Source organism: Oceanicella actignis, assembly GCF_900111545.1.
Taxonomy (GTDB): domain Bacteria; phylum Pseudomonadota; class Alphaproteobacteria; order Rhodobacterales; family Rhodobacteraceae; genus Oceanicella; species Oceanicella actignis.
Map to the genome: position 1 here is coordinate 160,702 of NZ_FOHL01000006.1, position 15,823 is coordinate 176,524.

Sequence of the window (15,823 nt, forward strand, 5' to 3'; positions counted from 1 at the left end):
CCGCGCCCGCCGACGAAAGACGCCGGCGCGCGGGCGGCGACGCATGGCGGGCGCGCGAGCCGCCGCCGCGCGGCGCGGATTCCGCCCCCGACCCCCCATCGGCGCCGGCCCGGCGGCGCGCCCGAACGTCGCGCCGCAGGATTTCTCTTTCATATCAACATCTTGCATCTTTACGCCAAGCGCATCGCAGCGGGTTGACACACCATTGACCCCCTCATAATGTGCGCGCCAACCGAAGGCGCGGCTCCGCACCGGCGAAGGAGACATCATGTCGGACCCCGACACGTCGACCGATCGCCTCAAGCGGCTGGAGACGCAGCTGGAAGAAGCGCGGCGACGTCGGGCCCCCAAGCCCCGGGCCGCGCGGCCGGGCAAGTTCGCGGGCGCCGAGCTGGCCTGGCGGATGGTGATCGAGCTGAGCGCGGGGATCGCGGTCGGCACGGGGATGGGATGGGGGCTCGACGGCCTCTTCGGCACGAAGCCGGTCTTTCTCATCCTGTTCATATTGCTGGGCTTCGCGGCCGGGGTGCGGGTGATGCTTCAATCCGCCGCCGGCGAGGAGCGCAGAAGAAAGCGCCGCGAGGCGGACGCCGCGCAGGTCGGCGGCGCCGAGCGGAACGGAAACGAGCCCCCCGGCGGGGGCGGCAACGCCGGCGCCTGAGCGCCGCAAAGCGAGGGAAGCGAACGTGGCGGCGACCGAACACGCCCAGGGCGGCATCAACGCGCATCCGATGGAGCAGTTCACCATCCGTCCGCTTTTTGGCGACGAGGTGGGCCTTTTCACCATCACCAACTCCACGCTGTGGATGTTCATCGCGATCCTTGCGGCGACGGCGCTTCTGGTGCTGCCGACGCGCAACGGCGCGCTGGTTCCCACGCGCATGCAGCTGGTGGCCGAGGGCATCTACGGCTTCGTGCGCAAGATGGTGGACGACACGCTGGGGCCGGAAGGGCGTCCCTTCTTCCCCTACATCTTCACGCTGTTCGTCTTCATCCTGATGTCGAACGTGCTGGGGCTGCTGCCCTGGTCGTTCACCACCACCTCGCACATCGCCGTGACCGGCGTTCTGGCGCTGGCGGTGTTCATCTCGGTGACCGCGATCGGCTTCGCACGGCACGGGCTGCACTTCATCTCGCTGTTCTGGGTGTCCAGCGCCCCGACCGTCGCGCTGCGCTGCGTGCTGTTCGTGATCGAGTTCATCTCGTATTTCGTGCGCCCGCTCAGCCACTCCGTGCGACTTGCGGGCAACATGATGGCCGGCCACGCGGTGCTCAAGGTCTTCGCCGCCTTCGTGCCGGCCATGGGCATCGCCGGCATCATCCCGATCGGCGCGATGACGGGCATCTACGCGCTCGAGCTGCTTGTGGCCTGCGTGCAGGCCTACATCTTCACGATCCTGACCTGCGTCTACCTCAACGACGCGCTGCACATGCACTGACGGTCGGGACCGCACAACCACCCCAACGGGCAAGCCATTCCAACTCAGAGGAGCACATCATGGAAGGCGATATCGCGAACATGGGCCAGTACATCGGCGCGGGCCTCGCCACGATCGGTCTGGGCGGCGCCGGCATCGGCGTGGGTCACGTGGCCGGCAACTACCTGGCCGGCGCCCTGCGCAACCCGGCCGCGGCCGCCGAGCAGCAGGCGACCCTCTTCATCGGCATCGCCTTCGCCGAGGCGCTGGGCATCTTCTCGTTCCTCGTCGCGCTGCTGCTGCTGTTCGCGGTCTGAGGAAGCGACTCCCGGCGCCGGCCGCCCCAGGGCCGTCGGCGCCGGACGCCAAGCCGGAGCGCGGCCGCGACGATCAGAAGAACGCGCCCCGCGCCGTTCCATGATCGGCCCCGCTCCAGCGCCGCGCCCATCCGCGCGGCGCAGTCATGTCCGCCCGGCGCGGCAGGCGCGCGCGCCCCGCCCCGCCAAAGGGGACGCCGGGGCCGCCGCCCGCCCGCGGCGCCCGTCCACAGCCGCCCCTGGCGGCGCGCAGAACCGGAGAGCCCCATGGGTCTGTTCCTTGCAGCCGCCCAGGCCGCCTCGACCGCCGGTCACGGCGCCGAGGCCGCCCACGGCGCCGAAGCCGCCGCAAGCGGTCTTCCCCAGCTCGCCACCCACACCTACGCCTCCCAGATCTTCTGGCTGGCCGTTGCGGTGGCGGTCATGTATCTCATCTTTTCGCGCGTGGCCCTGCCGCGCATCGCGGGCCTGATGGAAGAGCGCCGCGACGCCGTCGAGGACGATCTCGACCGCGCCGCCGAGCTGCGCCGCAAGGCCGAGGACGCGCAGAAGGCCTATGAGGCCGCCCTGGCCGAGGCCCGCGCCGAGGCCCAGAAGATCGCCGAGCAGACGCGCGCCGAGATCCAGAAGCAGGTCGACGAGGCCATGGCCAAGGCCGACGCCGAGATCGCCGCCCGCACCGCCGAGGGCGAGAAGCGCATCGCCGAGATCCGCGCCTCGGCGCTCGAGGCCGTCGAGGCCGTCGCCGCCGACGTCGCCGCCGAGATCGTCGCCGCCATCCTGCCCGCCGCCGCCGACGCCGAGCGCGTCAAGGCCGCCGTCGCCGCCAAGCTGAAGGGCTGAGACCATGGAACTTCTGCACGACAGCTACTTCGTGGTCGCCATCGCCTTCTTCTGCTTCATCGGCGTGCTGCTGTGGCTCAAGGTCCCGGCCAAGCTGGCCGAGATGCTGGACAAGCGCATCGCCGCCATCCGGCAGGAGCTGGACGACGCCCGCCGCCTGCGCGAAGAGGCGCAGGCCCTGCTGGCCTCGTTCGAGCGCAAGCAGAAGGACGTCGAGGGCCAGGTCGCCGACATCAAGGCGCATGCGCGTCTCGAGGCCGAAGAGGCCGCCCGCGTCGCCCAGGAGCAGATCCGCGAGTCGGTCGCGCGCCGCATCAAGGCCGCCGAGGAGCAGATCCAGGCCGCCGAGAAGGCCGCCATCCGCGAGGTGCGCGAGCGCGCCGCCGCCACCGCCGTCGCCGCCGCGGCCGACGTCCTGTCGGGCGCCATGACCGACGAGCAGCGCGCGCGCATGACCGACGAATCCATCGCCAAGGTCGGCGGGCTTCTGCACTGAACGCCCGGCCGGCCTGAAGGACCGGAAAAAACGGGGGGTGCCGACCGCAAGGTCGGCGCCCCCTTCTCGTCGCGGCCGAGCCCTTCAGCGCGCCATGGCGTGGTATTCGTCGTTCGGGCGCATGTCCACCGCCGAGGCCATGCGGTTGGTCATGTTGAAGAACGAGGCGACGGCGGCGATGTCCCAGATGTCGCGGTCGCCGAAGCCCGCCTCGCGCAGCGCCTGGCGGTCGGCCTCTTCGATCTCGTGGCCGCGCTCGGTCATCTTGACGGCGAAGTCCAGCATCGCCCGCTGGCGCGGGGTCAGATCGGCGGCGCGGTAGTTCATGACCAGCGCCTCGCCCAGCTTCGGATCGCCCGACAGCTGCCGCACGGCGGCGCCATGCGCCGTCAGGCAGTAGAAGCAGCGGTTGACCGAGGACACGGCCACGGCGATCATCTCGCGCTCGAGCTTGGACAGGCCGCTGTCGGCCAGCATCAGGTCGTTGTAGAGCGTCGAGAAGGCGCGCAGCTTCTCCGGCGCGAAGGCATAGGCGCGCAGCACGTTGGGCACGAGGCCCAGCTTCTCCTGGCAGACTTCGAAATACCTGGCGATGTCCTCGGGCAGCGGATCGGCCTGGGGCAGATCAAGCGCGGTGGGCGCGTCGGGGTCGGTGCTGGTCATGGGCGTCTCTCTTTGTTCGTCGGCGCGGCCGTCTCGGCGGCGGCGCGGTAATGGTAGCGGCCCGCCTCGCGCATGCCCATGCGCCCATAGAGCGCCAGCGCCGGCGCGTTGTCGGCCGTCACGGCCAGCGCCAGGGTCCGCGCGCCGTGGTCGAGGGCGAAGCGCGCCGCGCCCCTGAGCACGCCGCGCCCCCCGCCCTGGCGGCGGCGCTCGGGGCGCACGACCATGGCATGGACCATCGCCACAGGCCCATGCACGGCGACGAAGCCCACGCCGGCCACGGCCATGTCGGTGCGCGACATGACGACCGTGCGCGGCCCCTCGGCGCGGGCCATGACGGCGCGGCGCTCGGGCCCGATGCCGGCGGCGGTCCAGATCTCGTCAAGCAGGGCGAGGCGCGCGCGCACCTCGACCGCGCGCACGCCGCGCGCCGGCTCGATCGCGGCGATGCGCTCGGCCGGGGCGACGAGGAACAGCGTTTCGTCGCGCCGCGCAAGGCCGCGGGCGGCCAGGGCGGCGTCCAGGTCCTCCTCTCCGGCGCGGATGCGGAACAGCGGCGCGCGGCCCTGCGCGCGCATGGCCGCGATGGCCGCGTCCGGGTCGGCGTCCGCCCTGAGCCGCGTCGCCGCCGACACGCGCGCGCCGCCTCCGCCGCCGTCGCGCAGCCGCCAGCCCGGCGCGCTCAGCTCGTCGACGGCAAGGGGCGGCCAGGTCGCTTCGAGCGCCGCCTCGAGCGTCGCCAGATCCGCCTCCGGCGTCATCGCCTCGCCGCCCATGGCCCGTCCTCCTTGCGGCCGCGCTCAGCCCTTCTCGCGCAGAAGGCGGCTTTTCTCGCGCGCCCAGTCGCGGCGCTTTTCCGTCTCGCGCTTGTCGGCCAGCTTCTTGCCCTTGGCCACGCCGAGCAGAAGCTTGGCGATGCCGCGTTCGTTGAAATACAGCTTGAGCGGCGCCAGCGTCATGCCCTGCCGCCCCACCGCCTGCGCCAGGCGCGCCAGCTGCCGGCGGTGGACCAGCAGCTTGCGCCGGCGGCGCTCGTCATGGCCGAAGGCGCGCGCCTGATCGTAGGCGGGAATGTAGCTGTTGATCAGCCACAGCTCGCCATCCTCGATGGCGGCGTAGCTTTCCGCGATGTTGGCCTGCCCGTTGCGCAGCGACTTCACCTCGGAGCCCTGCAGCGCGATGCCGCACTCCAGCTCGTCCTCGATGAAGTAGTGGTGGCGCGCCTTGCGGTTCTCGGCCACCAGCTTGATCTTGGGATCGGCCTTCTTCGCGGCCATGTCAGGCGTCGATCAGACCGGCATGGACCATGGCCGCGCGCACGGCGGCGCGGGTCGGCTCCTCGATCTCGACGAGGGGCGAGCGCACCTCTTCCGAGCAGCGGCCCAGCAGCGAGAGCGCGTATTTCACCGGGCAGGGGTTGGGCTCGAGGAACAGCGCGACATGCAGCGGCATGAGCCGGTCCTGCAGCGTCAGCGCGCGGGCGTAGTCGCCGGCCAGGCAGGCCTCCTGGAACTCGGCGCACAGGCGCGGCGCGACGTTGGCGGTCACCGAGATGCAGCCCCGCCCGCCATGGGCGTTGAAGCCCAGCGCCGAGGCGTCCTCGCCCGACAGCTGGATGAAGTCGGGCCCGCAGGCGGCGCGCTGGCGCGACACGCGCGAGACGTCGCCCGTCGCGTCCTTGACGCCGACGATGCGCGGCAGCTGCGCCAGGCGGCCCATCGTCTCGGGGGTCATGTCGATCACCGAGCGGCCGGGGATGTTGTAGATGATGATCGGCAGGCCGCAGCAGTCGTGCAGCGCCGTGTAGTGGCGGATGAGGCCGCGCTGGCTGGGCTTGTTGTAATAGGGCGTGACGACCAGCGCGCCGTCCGCGCCGACCTTCTCGGCGAAGCGGATGAGGCTGATCGATTCCTCGGTGTTGTTCGAGCCGGCGCCGGCGATGACCGGGATGCGCCCGGCGGCGGTCTTGACGATGATCTCGACGCAGCGCTCGTGCTCGGCATGGGACAGGGTCGGGCTCTCGCCGGTGGTGCCGACGGCGACGAGGGCGTGGCTGCCCTCCTGCACATGCCAGTCGACCAGTTTCTCGAGCGCGGCCTCATCCACCTTGCCGTCCTTGAACGGCGTGACGAGTGCGGGGATGGAACCTTTGAACATGGAGCGCTCCGTGCGTTGCCCGCGCGCGGCGCGGCGGGTCTTCGATCGCGTCAGGGTCTTCGACCGCCCCCGGGGCCACGCGTCGCCGCGCGTCGCGCCGCCCCAGGCGGGGTCGCCGGAACCTAGCCGCGAACGCGCGCGCCCGCAAGACGGCCCGGCGCCGGCGCGCGCGCCGGGCGGCCGCCGTTCCGCCCTGCGGCGGACGCCCGCCCCGGCGCCCGACGATGCGGCGCGGGCGCCAAGGGGCGCGCCGCGACAGGCCGACGCCGGCGCGCGCCGGGCGCCCGCCGTTTTGCGTGGCGCCGAATGATGGGGCGCGGGCTCGGATGGGCGCGGCGGGACGCGGCGGGGCTCAGCCGGCGGCCTCGGGATCGCGGATCCGCGCCAGCAGCGCCGCCAGGGCGGCGGCCTCTTCGGGCGCCAGGGCGCGGGCGCAGCGGCGCTCCCACTCGGCCTCGTCGCGCGCGGCGGCCTCGAGCGCGGCCTCGCCGGCCGGCGACGGCGCGACGCTGGCGTCGGCGCCGGGCCGGGCCAGGCCGCGGGCGATCAGCGCCTCGTCCTCGGGCGCGCGCGGGCGCGGCCCCTCGGCCAGCAGCTCGAGCCGCGTCCACGCCGCCTCGTCCAGTCCCGCCGCGGCCATGGCGCGCGCGCGCGCCCGCCCCAGCAGGTCGGCGGCGCGCGCGGCCGCGCGGCGCAGCGGATCGGGCGTGGGATCGGCCGCGCCCATCACGGTGCCGAAGTCGCCGCCGAAGAAGGTCAGCGGCGCGCCGCCCCGCTCGGTGCAGCGCTCGACGCGGCCGATGAACAGCTCGTGATCGCCGGCGGGGTGGATCGCCTCGTGCACGCACTCGAAGACCGCGATGGCGCCGTCAAGCACCGGCGCGCCTCCAAGGCCCGGGCGCCAGCCCACGCCCGCATAGCGGTCTTCGACGCGGCTGGCGAAGCGGCGGGCAAGCTCGGCCTGCCCCGCGCCCAGCACGTTCACCGCATAGGCCTTGGCGGCGCGGTAGGCGGGAAGGCGCTCGGAGCTGCGCGCCAGGCTCCACAGAATCAGCGGCGGATCCAGCGACACGGAATTGAAGCTGTTGGCGGTGAAGCCGATGGGCGCGCCGTCCGGGGCGCGCGCGGCGATGACCGTCACGCCCGTGGCGAAACGTCCCAGCGCGCCGCGCAGCCCGGCCAGGTCGCGCGGGTCGATCCTGTTTCCGCCTTGCCGCGCCTCATTCATCGCCGCCCGTCTCCTTGCCCTGCGAACGCGTCCGGGGACCCGTCCGGTCCCGTCCGGCCAAGTCAGACATAGCCCGCGCGCCCGCTTTCGTCGAGGCGCGCCGGGCGCCTGCGCGGCGGGGCGGGAAGGCGGGGCGGGAAATCGTTGCGCGGCGCCAACCGATACGTTACAAAACATTCTCGAAACTCGGCAGGCTCGTAACAATAAAAGGCCGCCGCGGATCGAACGACACCTTCAGGGAGGAAGCCATATGCGCATGTTCCGCACCATCGCCGCCGGCGCCGCCGCGGCGCTGATCTCGACCGCCGCCATGGCGGCGGAATACACGCTCACCATCTCGAGCTGGGCGCCGCCGACCCATGGCATCAACGCCAAGATGTGGCCCGGTCTGATCAAGATGATCGAGGACGCCACCGACGGCCGCGTCACCGCCGAGGTCAAGCTGGGCATCGCGCCTCCGCCCGCCCAGATGGACCTGGTGCAGGACGGCGCGGCGGACATGTCGATCATCTTCCACGGCTATCAGGCCGGGCGCTTCGTCACCACCAAGCTCATCGAGCTGCCCGGCTACGAGGGCAGCGCCGAGGCCGCCTCGGTCGCCTACTGGCGCGTCTTCGAGAAATACCTGTCCAAGGCGAACGAGCATCGCGGCGTCAAGGTGATCGCGCTGCACACCCATGGCCCGGCGCAGCTGCACACCAACGTCAAGGTCACCGCGCTCGACCAGATCAAGGGGCTGAAGCTGCGCGTGCCCGGCGGCGTGGGCGGCGACGTGGGCGCGGCGCTTGGCGCGACGGGCATCAAGGTGCCGGCGCCCAAGGTCTACGAGACGCTGGCCTCGAAGGCGGCCGACGGCGTGGTGATCCCGATGGAAAGCCGCAAGGGCTTCCGCCTGGTCGAGGTCGCGCCCTATGTCTACCGCATGCCCGGCGGCTTCTACCGCGGCTCGTTCGCGATGATCATGAACGAGGACGCCTTCGCCGCCCTGCCCGAGGACATCCGCAAGGCGCTTGCGGAAAAGGTGTTCGGCGAGCCCGCCAGCCGCATGCTCGGCAAGGTCTGGGACGAGATCGACGCCATCGGCCTGGAAGAGACGCTCAAGACCCCGGGCAACGAGATCGTCGACGCCTCGGCCGAGGACGTGGCCGCCTACAAGCCCATCGCCGACAAGATCATCGCCAAGGTGCTAGACGAGGTCGCCGCCGCCGGCGTCGACGCCAAGGCCGCCTACGCCATGATCCGCGAGGAAATGGCCAAGGCCGAGTGACCCTGACGCCGGCGCGCAGGCGCCGGCGCGGCCCCGGGGCCCGCGCCCCGGGGCCGCGCCCCCACCCCCCCTTTCCCGACGCATCAGCCCGGAGCCCGCGATGTCCGCGTTCCTTCGCCTTGCGCGTCTGGCCTCGCTAGCGCCCGTCGCGGCGGCCTGCGCCGCGCTCTTCGCCCTCATGCTCATGACCTTCGCCGACGTGCTCATGCGCTCGGCGCTGGACGATCCGATCGAGGCGGCCACCGAGCTGACGCGCGTCTTCATGGCGATCATCGTCTTCTCGAGCCTGCCGGTGGTTTCGGCGCGGGGCGATCACATCTCGGTCGATCTTCTGGACCCGCTGTTTCGCGGCCGCGCGCGGCGGGTGCGCGACGCGCTGGTGGCGCTGGCCTGCGGGGCGATGCTGACCTGGCCGGCGGGGCAGGCCTGGAAGCTGGCGCTGCGCGCGCGCTCCTATGGCGACGTGACCGAATACCTGCACATCCCCCAATACCTGCCCGCCGGCTTCGTCAGCCTGATGACCTGGGCGGCGGCGGCGGCGCTGATCGCGCGCGGGGCGCTGCTGTTGCTGGCTCCGCGCGCCCTTCGCGAAGAGGAGCCGGGCGCATGACCGAGGCGCTGATCGGATTCGCCGCCGTTCTGGGGCTGGTTCTGCTGCGCGTGCCCATCGCCTTCGCCATGGGGCTGGTGGGCATGATCGGCTACGCGATGGAGACGAGCATGCGCGGCGCGGTCTCGATGGCCGGCCGGCTGCTGATCGACACTGCGCAGGATTACGGGCTGTCGGTGGTGCCGCTGTTCGTGCTCATGGGCCTGTTCGTGAACAAGGGCGGGCTGAGCCGCGAGCTTTACGCCGTCTCGCACGCCTTTCTGGGGCACCGGCGCGGCGGGCTGGCCATGGCCACCATCGTGGCGTGCGGAGGCTTCTCGGCGATCTGCGGCTCGTCGCTGGCCACGGCGGCGACCATGTCCAAGGTCGCCATGCCGCAGATGCGCCGCTACGGCTACGCCGACAGCCTGTCCACCGCCGCCATCGCGGCGGGCGGCACGCTGGGCATCCTGATCCCGCCTTCGGTGATCCTGGTCATCTACGGGCTGCTGACCGAGACCTCGATCGGCAAGCTGTTCATCGCCGGGATCGTGCCGGGGCTGATGGGCGTGCTGTTCTACCTGGCCGCCGTGGCCTGGACGGTGCGGCGCAACCCGGCCGCCGGCCCGGCGGGCGAGCGCACCGACTGGCGCGGGCGCCTGGCGGCGCTGCGCGACGTGTGGGCGGTGCTCCTGCTGTTCTTCCTGGTGATCGGCGGACTTTACGGCGCGCTGGACGTGTGGCCGCTGCACCTGACCTTCTCGCCCACCGAGGCGGCGGGCATGGGCGCGACGGGCGCGTTCCTGATCGCGCTGGCGCGCGGCGGGCTTGACCTGCGCGGCATCTTCCAGACCCTGCGCGAGACCGCCGACACCACCGCGACGCTGTTCGCGGTGCTGATCGGGGCGTGGATCTTCTCGAACTTCGTCAACATCGCCGGCCTGCCCGAGGCCCTGCGCGCCGTGGTGCAGGAGAACGCCGTCGCGCCCTGGATGGTGATCGCGCTGATCCTGGCGGTCTATCTGGCGCTGGGCTGCGTGTTCGAGTCGCTGTCGATGCTGCTGCTGACGGTGCCGATCTTCTTTCCCCTGGTGACGGGGCTGGGCTACGATCCCGTCTGGTTCGGCATCATCGTGGTGGTGGTGACCGAGATCAGCCTGATCACGCCGCCGGTGGGACTGAACGTGTTCATCCTCAAGGGCGTGGTGGGCGACGTCAGCACCGCCACGATCTTCCGCGGGGTCACGCCCTTCTGGGTCGCCGACATCCTGCGGCTGGCGCTTCTGGCGCTGGTTCCGGCCATCACGCTGTTCCTGCCCGAATCGATGGGTCCGTAAGGCGCGGGCCCGCAGGCGGGCCGGCAAGGAGGACGCGATGAAGGACATGCAGGGCCGCCGCGCGGCGGTGACGGGTTCGGCCACGGGGCTTGGGCGGGCGATCGCGCTCAAGCTGGCCGAGCGCGGCGCGGACGTGATCGTCAACTGCGCGCGCAGCCTGGACGAGGCCGAGCGCACCGCCGACGAGATCCGCGCGCTGGGCGTCGAGGCGCGCGTGGTGCAGGCCGACGTGGCCAGCGAAGAGGGCTGCGCCGCCCTCGCCCGCGCCGCCGCCGACTGGGGCGCGCTGGACATGCTGGTCAACAACGCCGGCATCACCCGCCACGCCCCCGACCATGGCGACATGGACGCGCTGTCGGCGCAGGACTTCCTGGACGTCTACGCGGTGAACGTGGTCGGCGCCTTCATGGCCACCCGCGCCATGCGCCCCCTGCTCGAGGCGGCGGCCGCGGCGTCGGGGCGGGCCTCGGCGGTGCTCAACACCTCGTCCATCGCGGGGGTGACGGGGATCGGCTCGTCGGTGGCCTATGCGGCGTCCAAGGGCGCGCTCAACACCATGACCCTTTCGCTGGCGCGGGCGCTGGCGCCGAGCATCCGCGTCAACGCCATCTGCCCCGGCTTCATCGGCACGCGCTGGTTCCGCAAGCTGATGGACGACGACGCCTACGCCCGCCAGGTCGAGCAGGTGAAGGCCCGCACCCCGCTGCGCGCCGCCTCCGAGGCCGAGGACATCGCCGACGCCGCCCTGTTCCTGCTGTCGGACGCGGCGCGCCACGTGACGGGCGAGCTCCTGTCGGTGGATGCGGGGCTGCATCTGGGCTTCGCGCCGCTCAAGGCGCGCTGAGCCGCGCCCGGCCGCCGCGCCTCGCGGCCCCGGCCGCGCCGCCCGCGATCCGTCGCGCCCCTGATCCGTCGCCCTGCCCCGCGCCCGCGGCCCGGCCGCGTCCGGCGCCGCCCCCGCGCCGCCCGCGCCGGCATCAGTCGCCCGCGGCCGCGCCTTGACCGGCGCCGGCGCGACCCGCGGCCGCGGCCGCCTCGTGATGTCGGCGGATCGCCTCGTAGGCCTCGTTGATGGCGGCCATACGGGCATTGGCCAGGCGGATTCCCTCTTCGGGAACGCCGCGCGCCAGCAGACGGTCGGGGTGGGTCTCGCGCACCAGCCGGGCGCGGGCGCGACGCGCCTCTTCGAGGCTGGCGCCCGGGCTCAGGCCCAGCACCTCCCACGGGTTGGGCGGCGCGCCGGGGACGTAGCGCGCGATCAGGGCGCGCCAGACCCGCTCGTCCAGGCCGAAGATCTCCCACACCCGGCGCAGGAACCCCTCCTCGGCGGGGTCGAATCGCCCGTCCGCGGCGGCGATGTGGAACAGCCCCTCGAGCAGATGGGCAAGGGGCTCCTTGCGGTCGCGGAACATGCGCGCGATGCGCCGCGCATAGCCCTCGAAGCCGGCCACGTCGCCGCGCGCCAGGTCGAAGACGCGCGCGGCCGCGGCCTCGTCGCGGGGCGGGATGCGGAACACCTCGCGAAAGGCGGCGACCTCGTCGCGGGTGACGCGGCCGTCGGCCTTGGCCATCTTGGCGCCCAGCGCGATGACGGCGATGGCGAAGCCGGCGCTCCGTTCGGGGGGCGTGCGCAGGCGGTCGAACACCGAGGCGAGCGACTCGCCCTGGCGCAACGCCGCGATCAGCTCGCCGATGCGTGACCAGATGGACATGGGCGGACCTTATCCCGCCGCGGGCCGGGCCTCCAGCCCCGCGCGCCCGCCCGCGCGCGCGTTGCGCCGCGCCGCGCCGGGCGCTAGGCATGAGGCGGGCGCCCCGCGCTTCGGGGCCCGCATGGCAGGAGGACGACGATGGAGCTTTGGGATTTCTGGATCGACCGCGGCGGCACCTTCACCGACATCGTCGCGCGCGATCCGTCCGGCGCGATCCGCACCGCCAAGCTCCTGTCCGAGAACCCCGAGCAATACGAGGACGCGGCCCTGGCCGGCATCCGCCGCTTCCTGGGCCTTGGCCGCGACGCGCCCATCCCGGCCGACCGCATCCGCTCGGTCAAGATGGGCACCACCGTGGCCACCAACGCCCTGCTCGAGCGCAAGGGCGACCGCACGGTTCTGGTCACCACCCGCGGGCTGGGCGACCAGCTGCGCATCGCCTACCAGAACCGCCCGGACCTGTTCGCGCGCGAGATCGTCCTGCCCGAGCAGCTCTACGAGCGCGTCATCGAGGCGGACGAGCGCGTGCGCGCCGACGGCTCGGTCGAGCGCCCGCTGGACGAGGGCGCCCTGGCCGCGGCCCTGGCCGAAGCGCGCGCCGAGGGGATCGACGCCTGCGCCATCGTCTTCATCCACGGCTATCGCCACACCGCGCACGAGCGCCGCGCCGCCGAGCTGGCCCGCGCGGCCGGCTTCGGCCAGGTCAGCGTCAGCCACGAGGTCAGCCCGCTGATGAAGATGGTCAGCCGCGGCGACACCACCGTGGTCGACGCCTATCTGTCGCCCATCCTGCGCCGCTACGTCGACCGCGTGGCCGCCGCCTTCGAGGGCGACATGAGCGGCAAGCTGATGTTCATGCAATCCTCGGGCGGGCTGACCGACGCGCGCCGCTTCCAGGGCAAGGACGCCATCCTGTCGGGCCCCGCCGGCGGCGTGGTCGGGGCGGCGCGCACCTCGCAGATCGCCGGCGAGAACAAGATCATCGGCTTCGACATGGGCGGCACCTCGACCGATGTGTGCCATTTCGCCGGCGAGTTCGAGCGCGTGCTGCACACCGAGGTCGCCGGCGTGCGCATGCGCGCGCCCATGATGCACATCCACACCGTCGCGGCGGGGGGCGGCTCGCTGCTGACCTTCGACGGCGCGCGCATGCGCGTGGGCCCCGAAAGCGCCGGCGCCGACCCCGGCCCCGCCTGCTACGGGCGCGGCGGGCCGCTGGCCGTGACCGACGCCAACGTCATGACCGGCAAGCTGCGGCCCGAGTTCTTCCCGGCCATCTTCGGCCCGAACGCCGACAAGCCGCTGGACGTCGAGGCCACCCGCCGCGCCTTCGCCGACATCGCCGCGCGCATCGGCAAGACGCCCGAGGAAACGGCCGACGGGTTCCTGCGCATCGCGGTCGAGAACATGGCCGCCGCCATCAAGAAGATCAGCGTCCAGCGCGGACATGACGTGACCGAATACTGCCTGACCGTGTTCGGCGGCGCCGGCGCGCAGCACGCCTGCATGATCGCCGACACGCTGGGCATGGAGCGCTGCCTGATCCACCCGCTGGCCTCGCTGCTGTCGGCCTACGGCATGGGCCTGGCCGAGATCCGCGCCGCGCGCCAGCAGGCGGTCGAGGCGCGGCTGGACGCGGCCTCGCGGCTGCAGGCGGCGGCGGATCTGGACCGGCTGTCGGTGGCCGCCGCGGCCGAGGTCGAGGCCCAGGGCGTGGACCCGGCCCGCATCGCGCTGACGGCGACGGCGCTGCTCAAGGTCCAGGGAACCGACACCGCCCTGCCCATCCCCTTCGGCACGGAAGAGCGGATGCGCGCCGACTTCGCCGCCGCCCATCGCGACCGTTTCGGCTTCGATCCGGGCGACAAGCCGCTGGTCATCGAGGCCGTCGCCGTCGAGGCGGTGGGCCAGGCCGCCGACCTGACCGAACCCGAACACCCGTTGATCGAGCGCGACGAGGCCGAGATCGAGACCGCGCTGACCGACCGCATCTATTCCGACGGCGCCTGGCGCCCGGCCCGCTTCGTGCGCCGCGAGGCCATGCGCCCCGGCGACCGCCTGACGGGCCCCGCCGTTCTGGTCGAGCCGCACACCTCGATCGTGATCGAGGAGGGCTGGCAGGCGCGCATCACCGCCCACGACCATGTCATGCTGCGCCGCGTCAAGCCGCGCCCCGACCGCCGCGCCGTCGGCGCCGAGGCCGACCCGGTCATGCTCGAGGTCTTCAACAACCTCTACATGTCCATCGCCGAGCAGATGGGCGCCGTGCTCGAGAACACCGCCGTCTCGGTCACGATCAAGGAGCGGCTCGACTTCTCCTGCGCCGTCTTCGACGATCGCGGCGACCTCATCGCCAACGCCCCGCACATGCCCGTGCATCTGGGCTCGATGGCCGCCTCGGTGAAGGCGATCATGCGCCAGAACCCGGACATTAAGCCGGGCGACGTGTTCGCGCTGAACGCGCCCTACAACGGCGGCACGCATCTGCCCGACATCACCGTGGTCATGCCCGTGTGGAACGAGGCCGGCGACGCGCCGCTGTTCTACGTCGCCGCGCGCGGGCACCATACGGACGTCGGCGGGCTGACCCCGGGCTCGATGCCCCCCGACAGCCGCAGGGTCGAGGACGAGGGCGTGCTGATCGACAACTTCAAGCTGGTCGATCGCGGCCGCCTGCGCGAGGAAGAGACGCTGGCGCTGTTCTCGTCCGGGCCGTGGCCGGCGCGCAACCCGGCCGAGAACCTGGCCGACCTCAAGGCCCAGGTCGCCAGCTGCGCCAAGGGCGCGCAGGAGCTGCGCAAGATGGTGGCCCATTTCGGCCTCGACGTGGTGCGCGCCTACATGCGCCACGTGCAGGACAACGCCGAGGAATGCGTGCGCCGGGCCATCACGCGGCTGAAGGACGCCGAATACGTCTATCCCATGGACCCCGACTATGACGGGCGCCCGCGCGAGATCCGCGTGAAGATCACGGTCGATCGCGAACGCCGCGAGGCGACGATCGACTTCACCGGCACGACGGCCCAGCTGCCCACCAACTACAACGCCCCCGAGCCCGTGACCCGCGCGGCGGTGCTCTACGTCTTCCGCTGCCTGGTGGACGACGCCATCCCCATGAACGAGGGGGTGATGAAGCCGCTCCGGGTCATCCTGCCCAAGGGCACGATGCTGTCGCCCGAATATCCGGCGGCGGTGATCGCGGGCAATGTCGAGACGTCGCAGGCGGTCACCTCGGCGCTGTTCCTGGCGCTGGGGGTGCAGGCGGCGGCGCAATCGACCATGAACAACACCACCTGGGGCAACGCGCGCCACCAGTATTACGAGACGATCTGCGGCGGCTCGGGCGCGGGCTGGCTCAATGACGGGCGCGGGCATCACGGGACCTCGGCGGTGCACACGCACATGACCAACTCGCGCCTGACCGATCCCGAGGTGCTGGAATGGCGCTTCCCGGTGCTGCTGGAAGAGTTCTCGATCCGCCGCGGCTCGGGCGGCAAGGGCCTGTTCCATGGCGGCGACGGCACGCGCCGGCGCATCCGCTTTCTCGAGCCGATGACCGTGGCGATCCTGTCCGGTCACCGCGTCGTGCCCCCGCCGGGGCTGGACGGCGGCGCCCCCGGCGAGGTCGGGCGCACGCGCGTCGTGCGCGCCGACGGCTCGGTCGAGGAGCTGCGCTCGGCCGACAAGCGCGAGATGGCGGCGGGCGACGTGTTCTGGCTCGACACGCCCTCGGGCGGCGGCTGCGGGCGCCCGCCCGAGTGAACGGCAACCCGGGGGCGGCGCGGGCGCGCCGCCC

General features: G+C 72.5%; 16 protein-coding genes. 10 read left to right on the forward strand and 6 right to left on the reverse strand.

Annotation, left to right across the window (positions count from 1 at the left end):
* Nucleotides 1–268 precede the first annotated feature (268 nt).
* The 5 genes from BMW67_RS10935 to BMW67_RS10955 all read left to right on the forward strand — a co-directional run bounded on the left by BMW67_RS10935 (nt 269) and on the right by BMW67_RS10955 (nt 3,074).
* Nucleotides 269–661 (forward strand): AtpZ/AtpI family protein, encoded by a 393-nt coding sequence (locus tag BMW67_RS10935; RefSeq protein WP_072747490.1) that lies wholly within the window; start codon nt 269–271, stop codon nt 659–661.
* Nucleotides 662–731: 70 nt separating this feature from the next.
* Nucleotides 732–1,439, forward strand: coding sequence for a F0F1 ATP synthase subunit A (locus BMW67_RS10940; protein WP_072747617.1), 708 nt, complete (start codon nt 732–734; stop codon nt 1,437–1,439).
* 59 nt (nt 1,440–1,498) lie between these two features.
* Nucleotides 1,499–1,735 (forward strand): F0F1 ATP synthase subunit C, encoded by a 237-nt coding sequence (locus BMW67_RS10945; protein WP_072747489.1) that lies wholly within the window; start codon nt 1,499–1,501, stop codon nt 1,733–1,735.
* A gap of 267 nt (nt 1,736–2,002) precedes the next feature.
* Nucleotides 2,003–2,578 (forward strand): F0F1 ATP synthase subunit B', encoded by a 576-nt coding sequence (locus tag BMW67_RS10950; protein ID WP_072747488.1) that lies wholly within the window; start codon nt 2,003–2,005, stop codon nt 2,576–2,578.
* Between the two features lie 4 nt (nt 2,579–2,582).
* A complete protein-coding gene (locus BMW67_RS10955) occupies nt 2,583–3,074 on the forward strand; it encodes a F0F1 ATP synthase subunit B family protein (RefSeq protein WP_072747487.1) in 492 nt (163 codons plus the stop codon).
* 84 nt (nt 3,075–3,158) lie between these two features.
* On the opposite strand, the gene BMW67_RS10960 is transcribed toward BMW67_RS10955, so the two are convergent.
* The 5 genes from BMW67_RS10960 to BMW67_RS15840 all read right to left on the reverse strand — a co-directional run bounded on the left by BMW67_RS10960 (nt 3,159) and on the right by BMW67_RS15840 (nt 7,122).
* Nucleotides 3,159–3,737, reverse strand: a complete 579-nt coding sequence (locus tag BMW67_RS10960) for a peroxidase-related enzyme (RefSeq protein WP_072747486.1) — start codon at nt 3,735–3,737, stop codon at nt 3,159–3,161.
* Nucleotides 3,734–4,513: a GNAT family N-acetyltransferase gene (locus BMW67_RS10965; RefSeq protein ID WP_091764224.1), complete on the reverse strand. Its 780-nt coding sequence runs from the start codon at nt 4,511–4,513 to the stop codon at nt 3,734–3,736. The genes BMW67_RS10960 and BMW67_RS10965 overlap by 4 nt, the downstream gene beginning before the upstream one ends.
* Before the next feature lie 24 nt (nt 4,514–4,537).
* Complete coding sequence (smpB, locus tag BMW67_RS10970; protein ID WP_072747485.1) at nt 4,538–5,014, reverse strand: SsrA-binding protein SmpB; 477 nt, start codon at nt 5,012–5,014, stop codon at nt 4,538–4,540.
* Between the two features lies 1 nt (nt 5,015).
* The gene (gene dapA, locus BMW67_RS10975) at nt 5,016–5,894 is read right to left on the reverse strand and encodes a 4-hydroxy-tetrahydrodipicolinate synthase (protein WP_072747484.1); all 879 of its coding nucleotides are present in this window, start codon (nt 5,892–5,894) and stop codon (nt 5,016–5,018) included.
* 352 nt (nt 5,895–6,246) lie between these two features.
* Nucleotides 6,247–7,122, reverse strand: coding sequence for a flavin reductase family protein (locus BMW67_RS15840; RefSeq protein WP_072747482.1), 876 nt, complete (start codon nt 7,120–7,122; stop codon nt 6,247–6,249).
* Nucleotides 7,123–7,372: 250 nt separating this feature from the next.
* Between BMW67_RS15840 and BMW67_RS10990 the strand changes: the two genes are divergently transcribed.
* The 4 genes from BMW67_RS10990 to BMW67_RS11005 all read left to right on the forward strand — a co-directional run bounded on the left by BMW67_RS10990 (nt 7,373) and on the right by BMW67_RS11005 (nt 11,159).
* Complete coding sequence (locus tag BMW67_RS10990; RefSeq protein ID WP_072747481.1) at nt 7,373–8,389, forward strand: TRAP transporter substrate-binding protein; 1,017 nt, start codon at nt 7,373–7,375, stop codon at nt 8,387–8,389.
* A 100-nt stretch (nt 8,390–8,489) separates the two neighbouring features.
* Entirely contained in the window at nt 8,490–8,999 is a 510-nt protein-coding gene (locus BMW67_RS10995) for a TRAP transporter small permease (protein WP_072747480.1), read from the forward strand.
* The gene (locus BMW67_RS11000; protein WP_072747479.1) at nt 8,996–10,315 is read left to right on the forward strand and encodes a TRAP transporter large permease; all 1,320 of its coding nucleotides are present in this window, start codon (nt 8,996–8,998) and stop codon (nt 10,313–10,315) included. Before BMW67_RS10995 ends, BMW67_RS11000 begins: the two co-directional genes overlap by 4 nt.
* A gap of 37 nt (nt 10,316–10,352) precedes the next feature.
* A complete protein-coding gene (locus BMW67_RS11005; RefSeq protein WP_072747478.1) occupies nt 10,353–11,159 on the forward strand; it encodes an SDR family NAD(P)-dependent oxidoreductase in 807 nt (268 codons plus the stop codon).
* Nucleotides 11,160–11,292: 133 nt separating this feature from the next.
* On the opposite strand, the gene BMW67_RS11010 is transcribed toward BMW67_RS11005, so the two are convergent.
* The gene (locus tag BMW67_RS11010; RefSeq protein WP_072747477.1) at nt 11,293–12,027 is read right to left on the reverse strand and encodes a tellurite resistance TerB family protein; all 735 of its coding nucleotides are present in this window, start codon (nt 12,025–12,027) and stop codon (nt 11,293–11,295) included.
* Nucleotides 12,028–12,165: 138 nt separating this feature from the next.
* Between BMW67_RS11010 and BMW67_RS11015 the strand changes: the two genes are divergently transcribed.
* Nucleotides 12,166–15,789, forward strand: a complete 3,624-nt coding sequence (locus BMW67_RS11015; RefSeq protein WP_072747476.1) for a hydantoinase B/oxoprolinase family protein — start codon at nt 12,166–12,168, stop codon at nt 15,787–15,789.
* Nucleotides 15,790–15,823: the final 34 nt, after the last annotated feature.

What these genes read in the sequence shown, in the direction of transcription:
- BMW67_RS10935 (WP_072747490.1), top strand. Translation starts at nt 269, where the DNA reads ATGTCGGACCCCGACACGTCGACCGATCGCCTCAAGCGGCTGGAGACG.
- BMW67_RS10940 (WP_072747617.1), top strand. Translation starts at nt 732, where the DNA reads ATGGAGCAGTTCACCATCCGTCCGCTTTTTGGCGACGAGGTGGGCCTT.
- BMW67_RS10945 (WP_072747489.1), top strand. Translation starts at nt 1,499, where the DNA reads ATGGAAGGCGATATCGCGAACATGGGCCAGTACATCGGCGCGGGCCTC.
- BMW67_RS10950 (WP_072747488.1), top strand. Translation starts at nt 2,003, where the DNA reads ATGGGTCTGTTCCTTGCAGCCGCCCAGGCCGCCTCGACCGCCGGTCAC.
- BMW67_RS10955 (WP_072747487.1), top strand. Translation starts at nt 2,583, where the DNA reads ATGGAACTTCTGCACGACAGCTACTTCGTGGTCGCCATCGCCTTCTTC.
- BMW67_RS10960 (WP_072747486.1), bottom strand. Translation starts at nt 3,737, where the DNA reads ATGACCAGCACCGACCCCGACGCGCCCACCGCGCTTGATCTGCCCCAG.
- BMW67_RS10965 (WP_091764224.1), bottom strand. Translation starts at nt 4,513, where the DNA reads ATGGGCGGCGAGGCGATGACGCCGGAGGCGGATCTGGCGACGCTCGAG.
- smpB (WP_072747485.1), bottom strand. Translation starts at nt 5,014, where the DNA reads ATGGCCGCGAAGAAGGCCGATCCCAAGATCAAGCTGGTGGCCGAGAAC.
- dapA (WP_072747484.1), bottom strand. Translation starts at nt 5,894, where the DNA reads ATGTTCAAAGGTTCCATCCCCGCACTCGTCACGCCGTTCAAGGACGGC.
- BMW67_RS15840 (WP_072747482.1), bottom strand. Translation starts at nt 7,122, where the DNA reads ATGAATGAGGCGCGGCAAGGCGGAAACAGGATCGACCCGCGCGACCTG.
- BMW67_RS10990 (WP_072747481.1), top strand. Translation starts at nt 7,373, where the DNA reads ATGCGCATGTTCCGCACCATCGCCGCCGGCGCCGCCGCGGCGCTGATC.
- BMW67_RS10995 (WP_072747480.1), top strand. Translation starts at nt 8,490, where the DNA reads ATGTCCGCGTTCCTTCGCCTTGCGCGTCTGGCCTCGCTAGCGCCCGTC.
- BMW67_RS11000 (WP_072747479.1), top strand. Translation starts at nt 8,996, where the DNA reads ATGACCGAGGCGCTGATCGGATTCGCCGCCGTTCTGGGGCTGGTTCTG.
- BMW67_RS11005 (WP_072747478.1), top strand. Translation starts at nt 10,353, where the DNA reads ATGAAGGACATGCAGGGCCGCCGCGCGGCGGTGACGGGTTCGGCCACG.
- BMW67_RS11010 (WP_072747477.1), bottom strand. Translation starts at nt 12,027, where the DNA reads ATGTCCATCTGGTCACGCATCGGCGAGCTGATCGCGGCGTTGCGCCAG.
- BMW67_RS11015 (WP_072747476.1), top strand. Translation starts at nt 12,166, where the DNA reads ATGGAGCTTTGGGATTTCTGGATCGACCGCGGCGGCACCTTCACCGAC.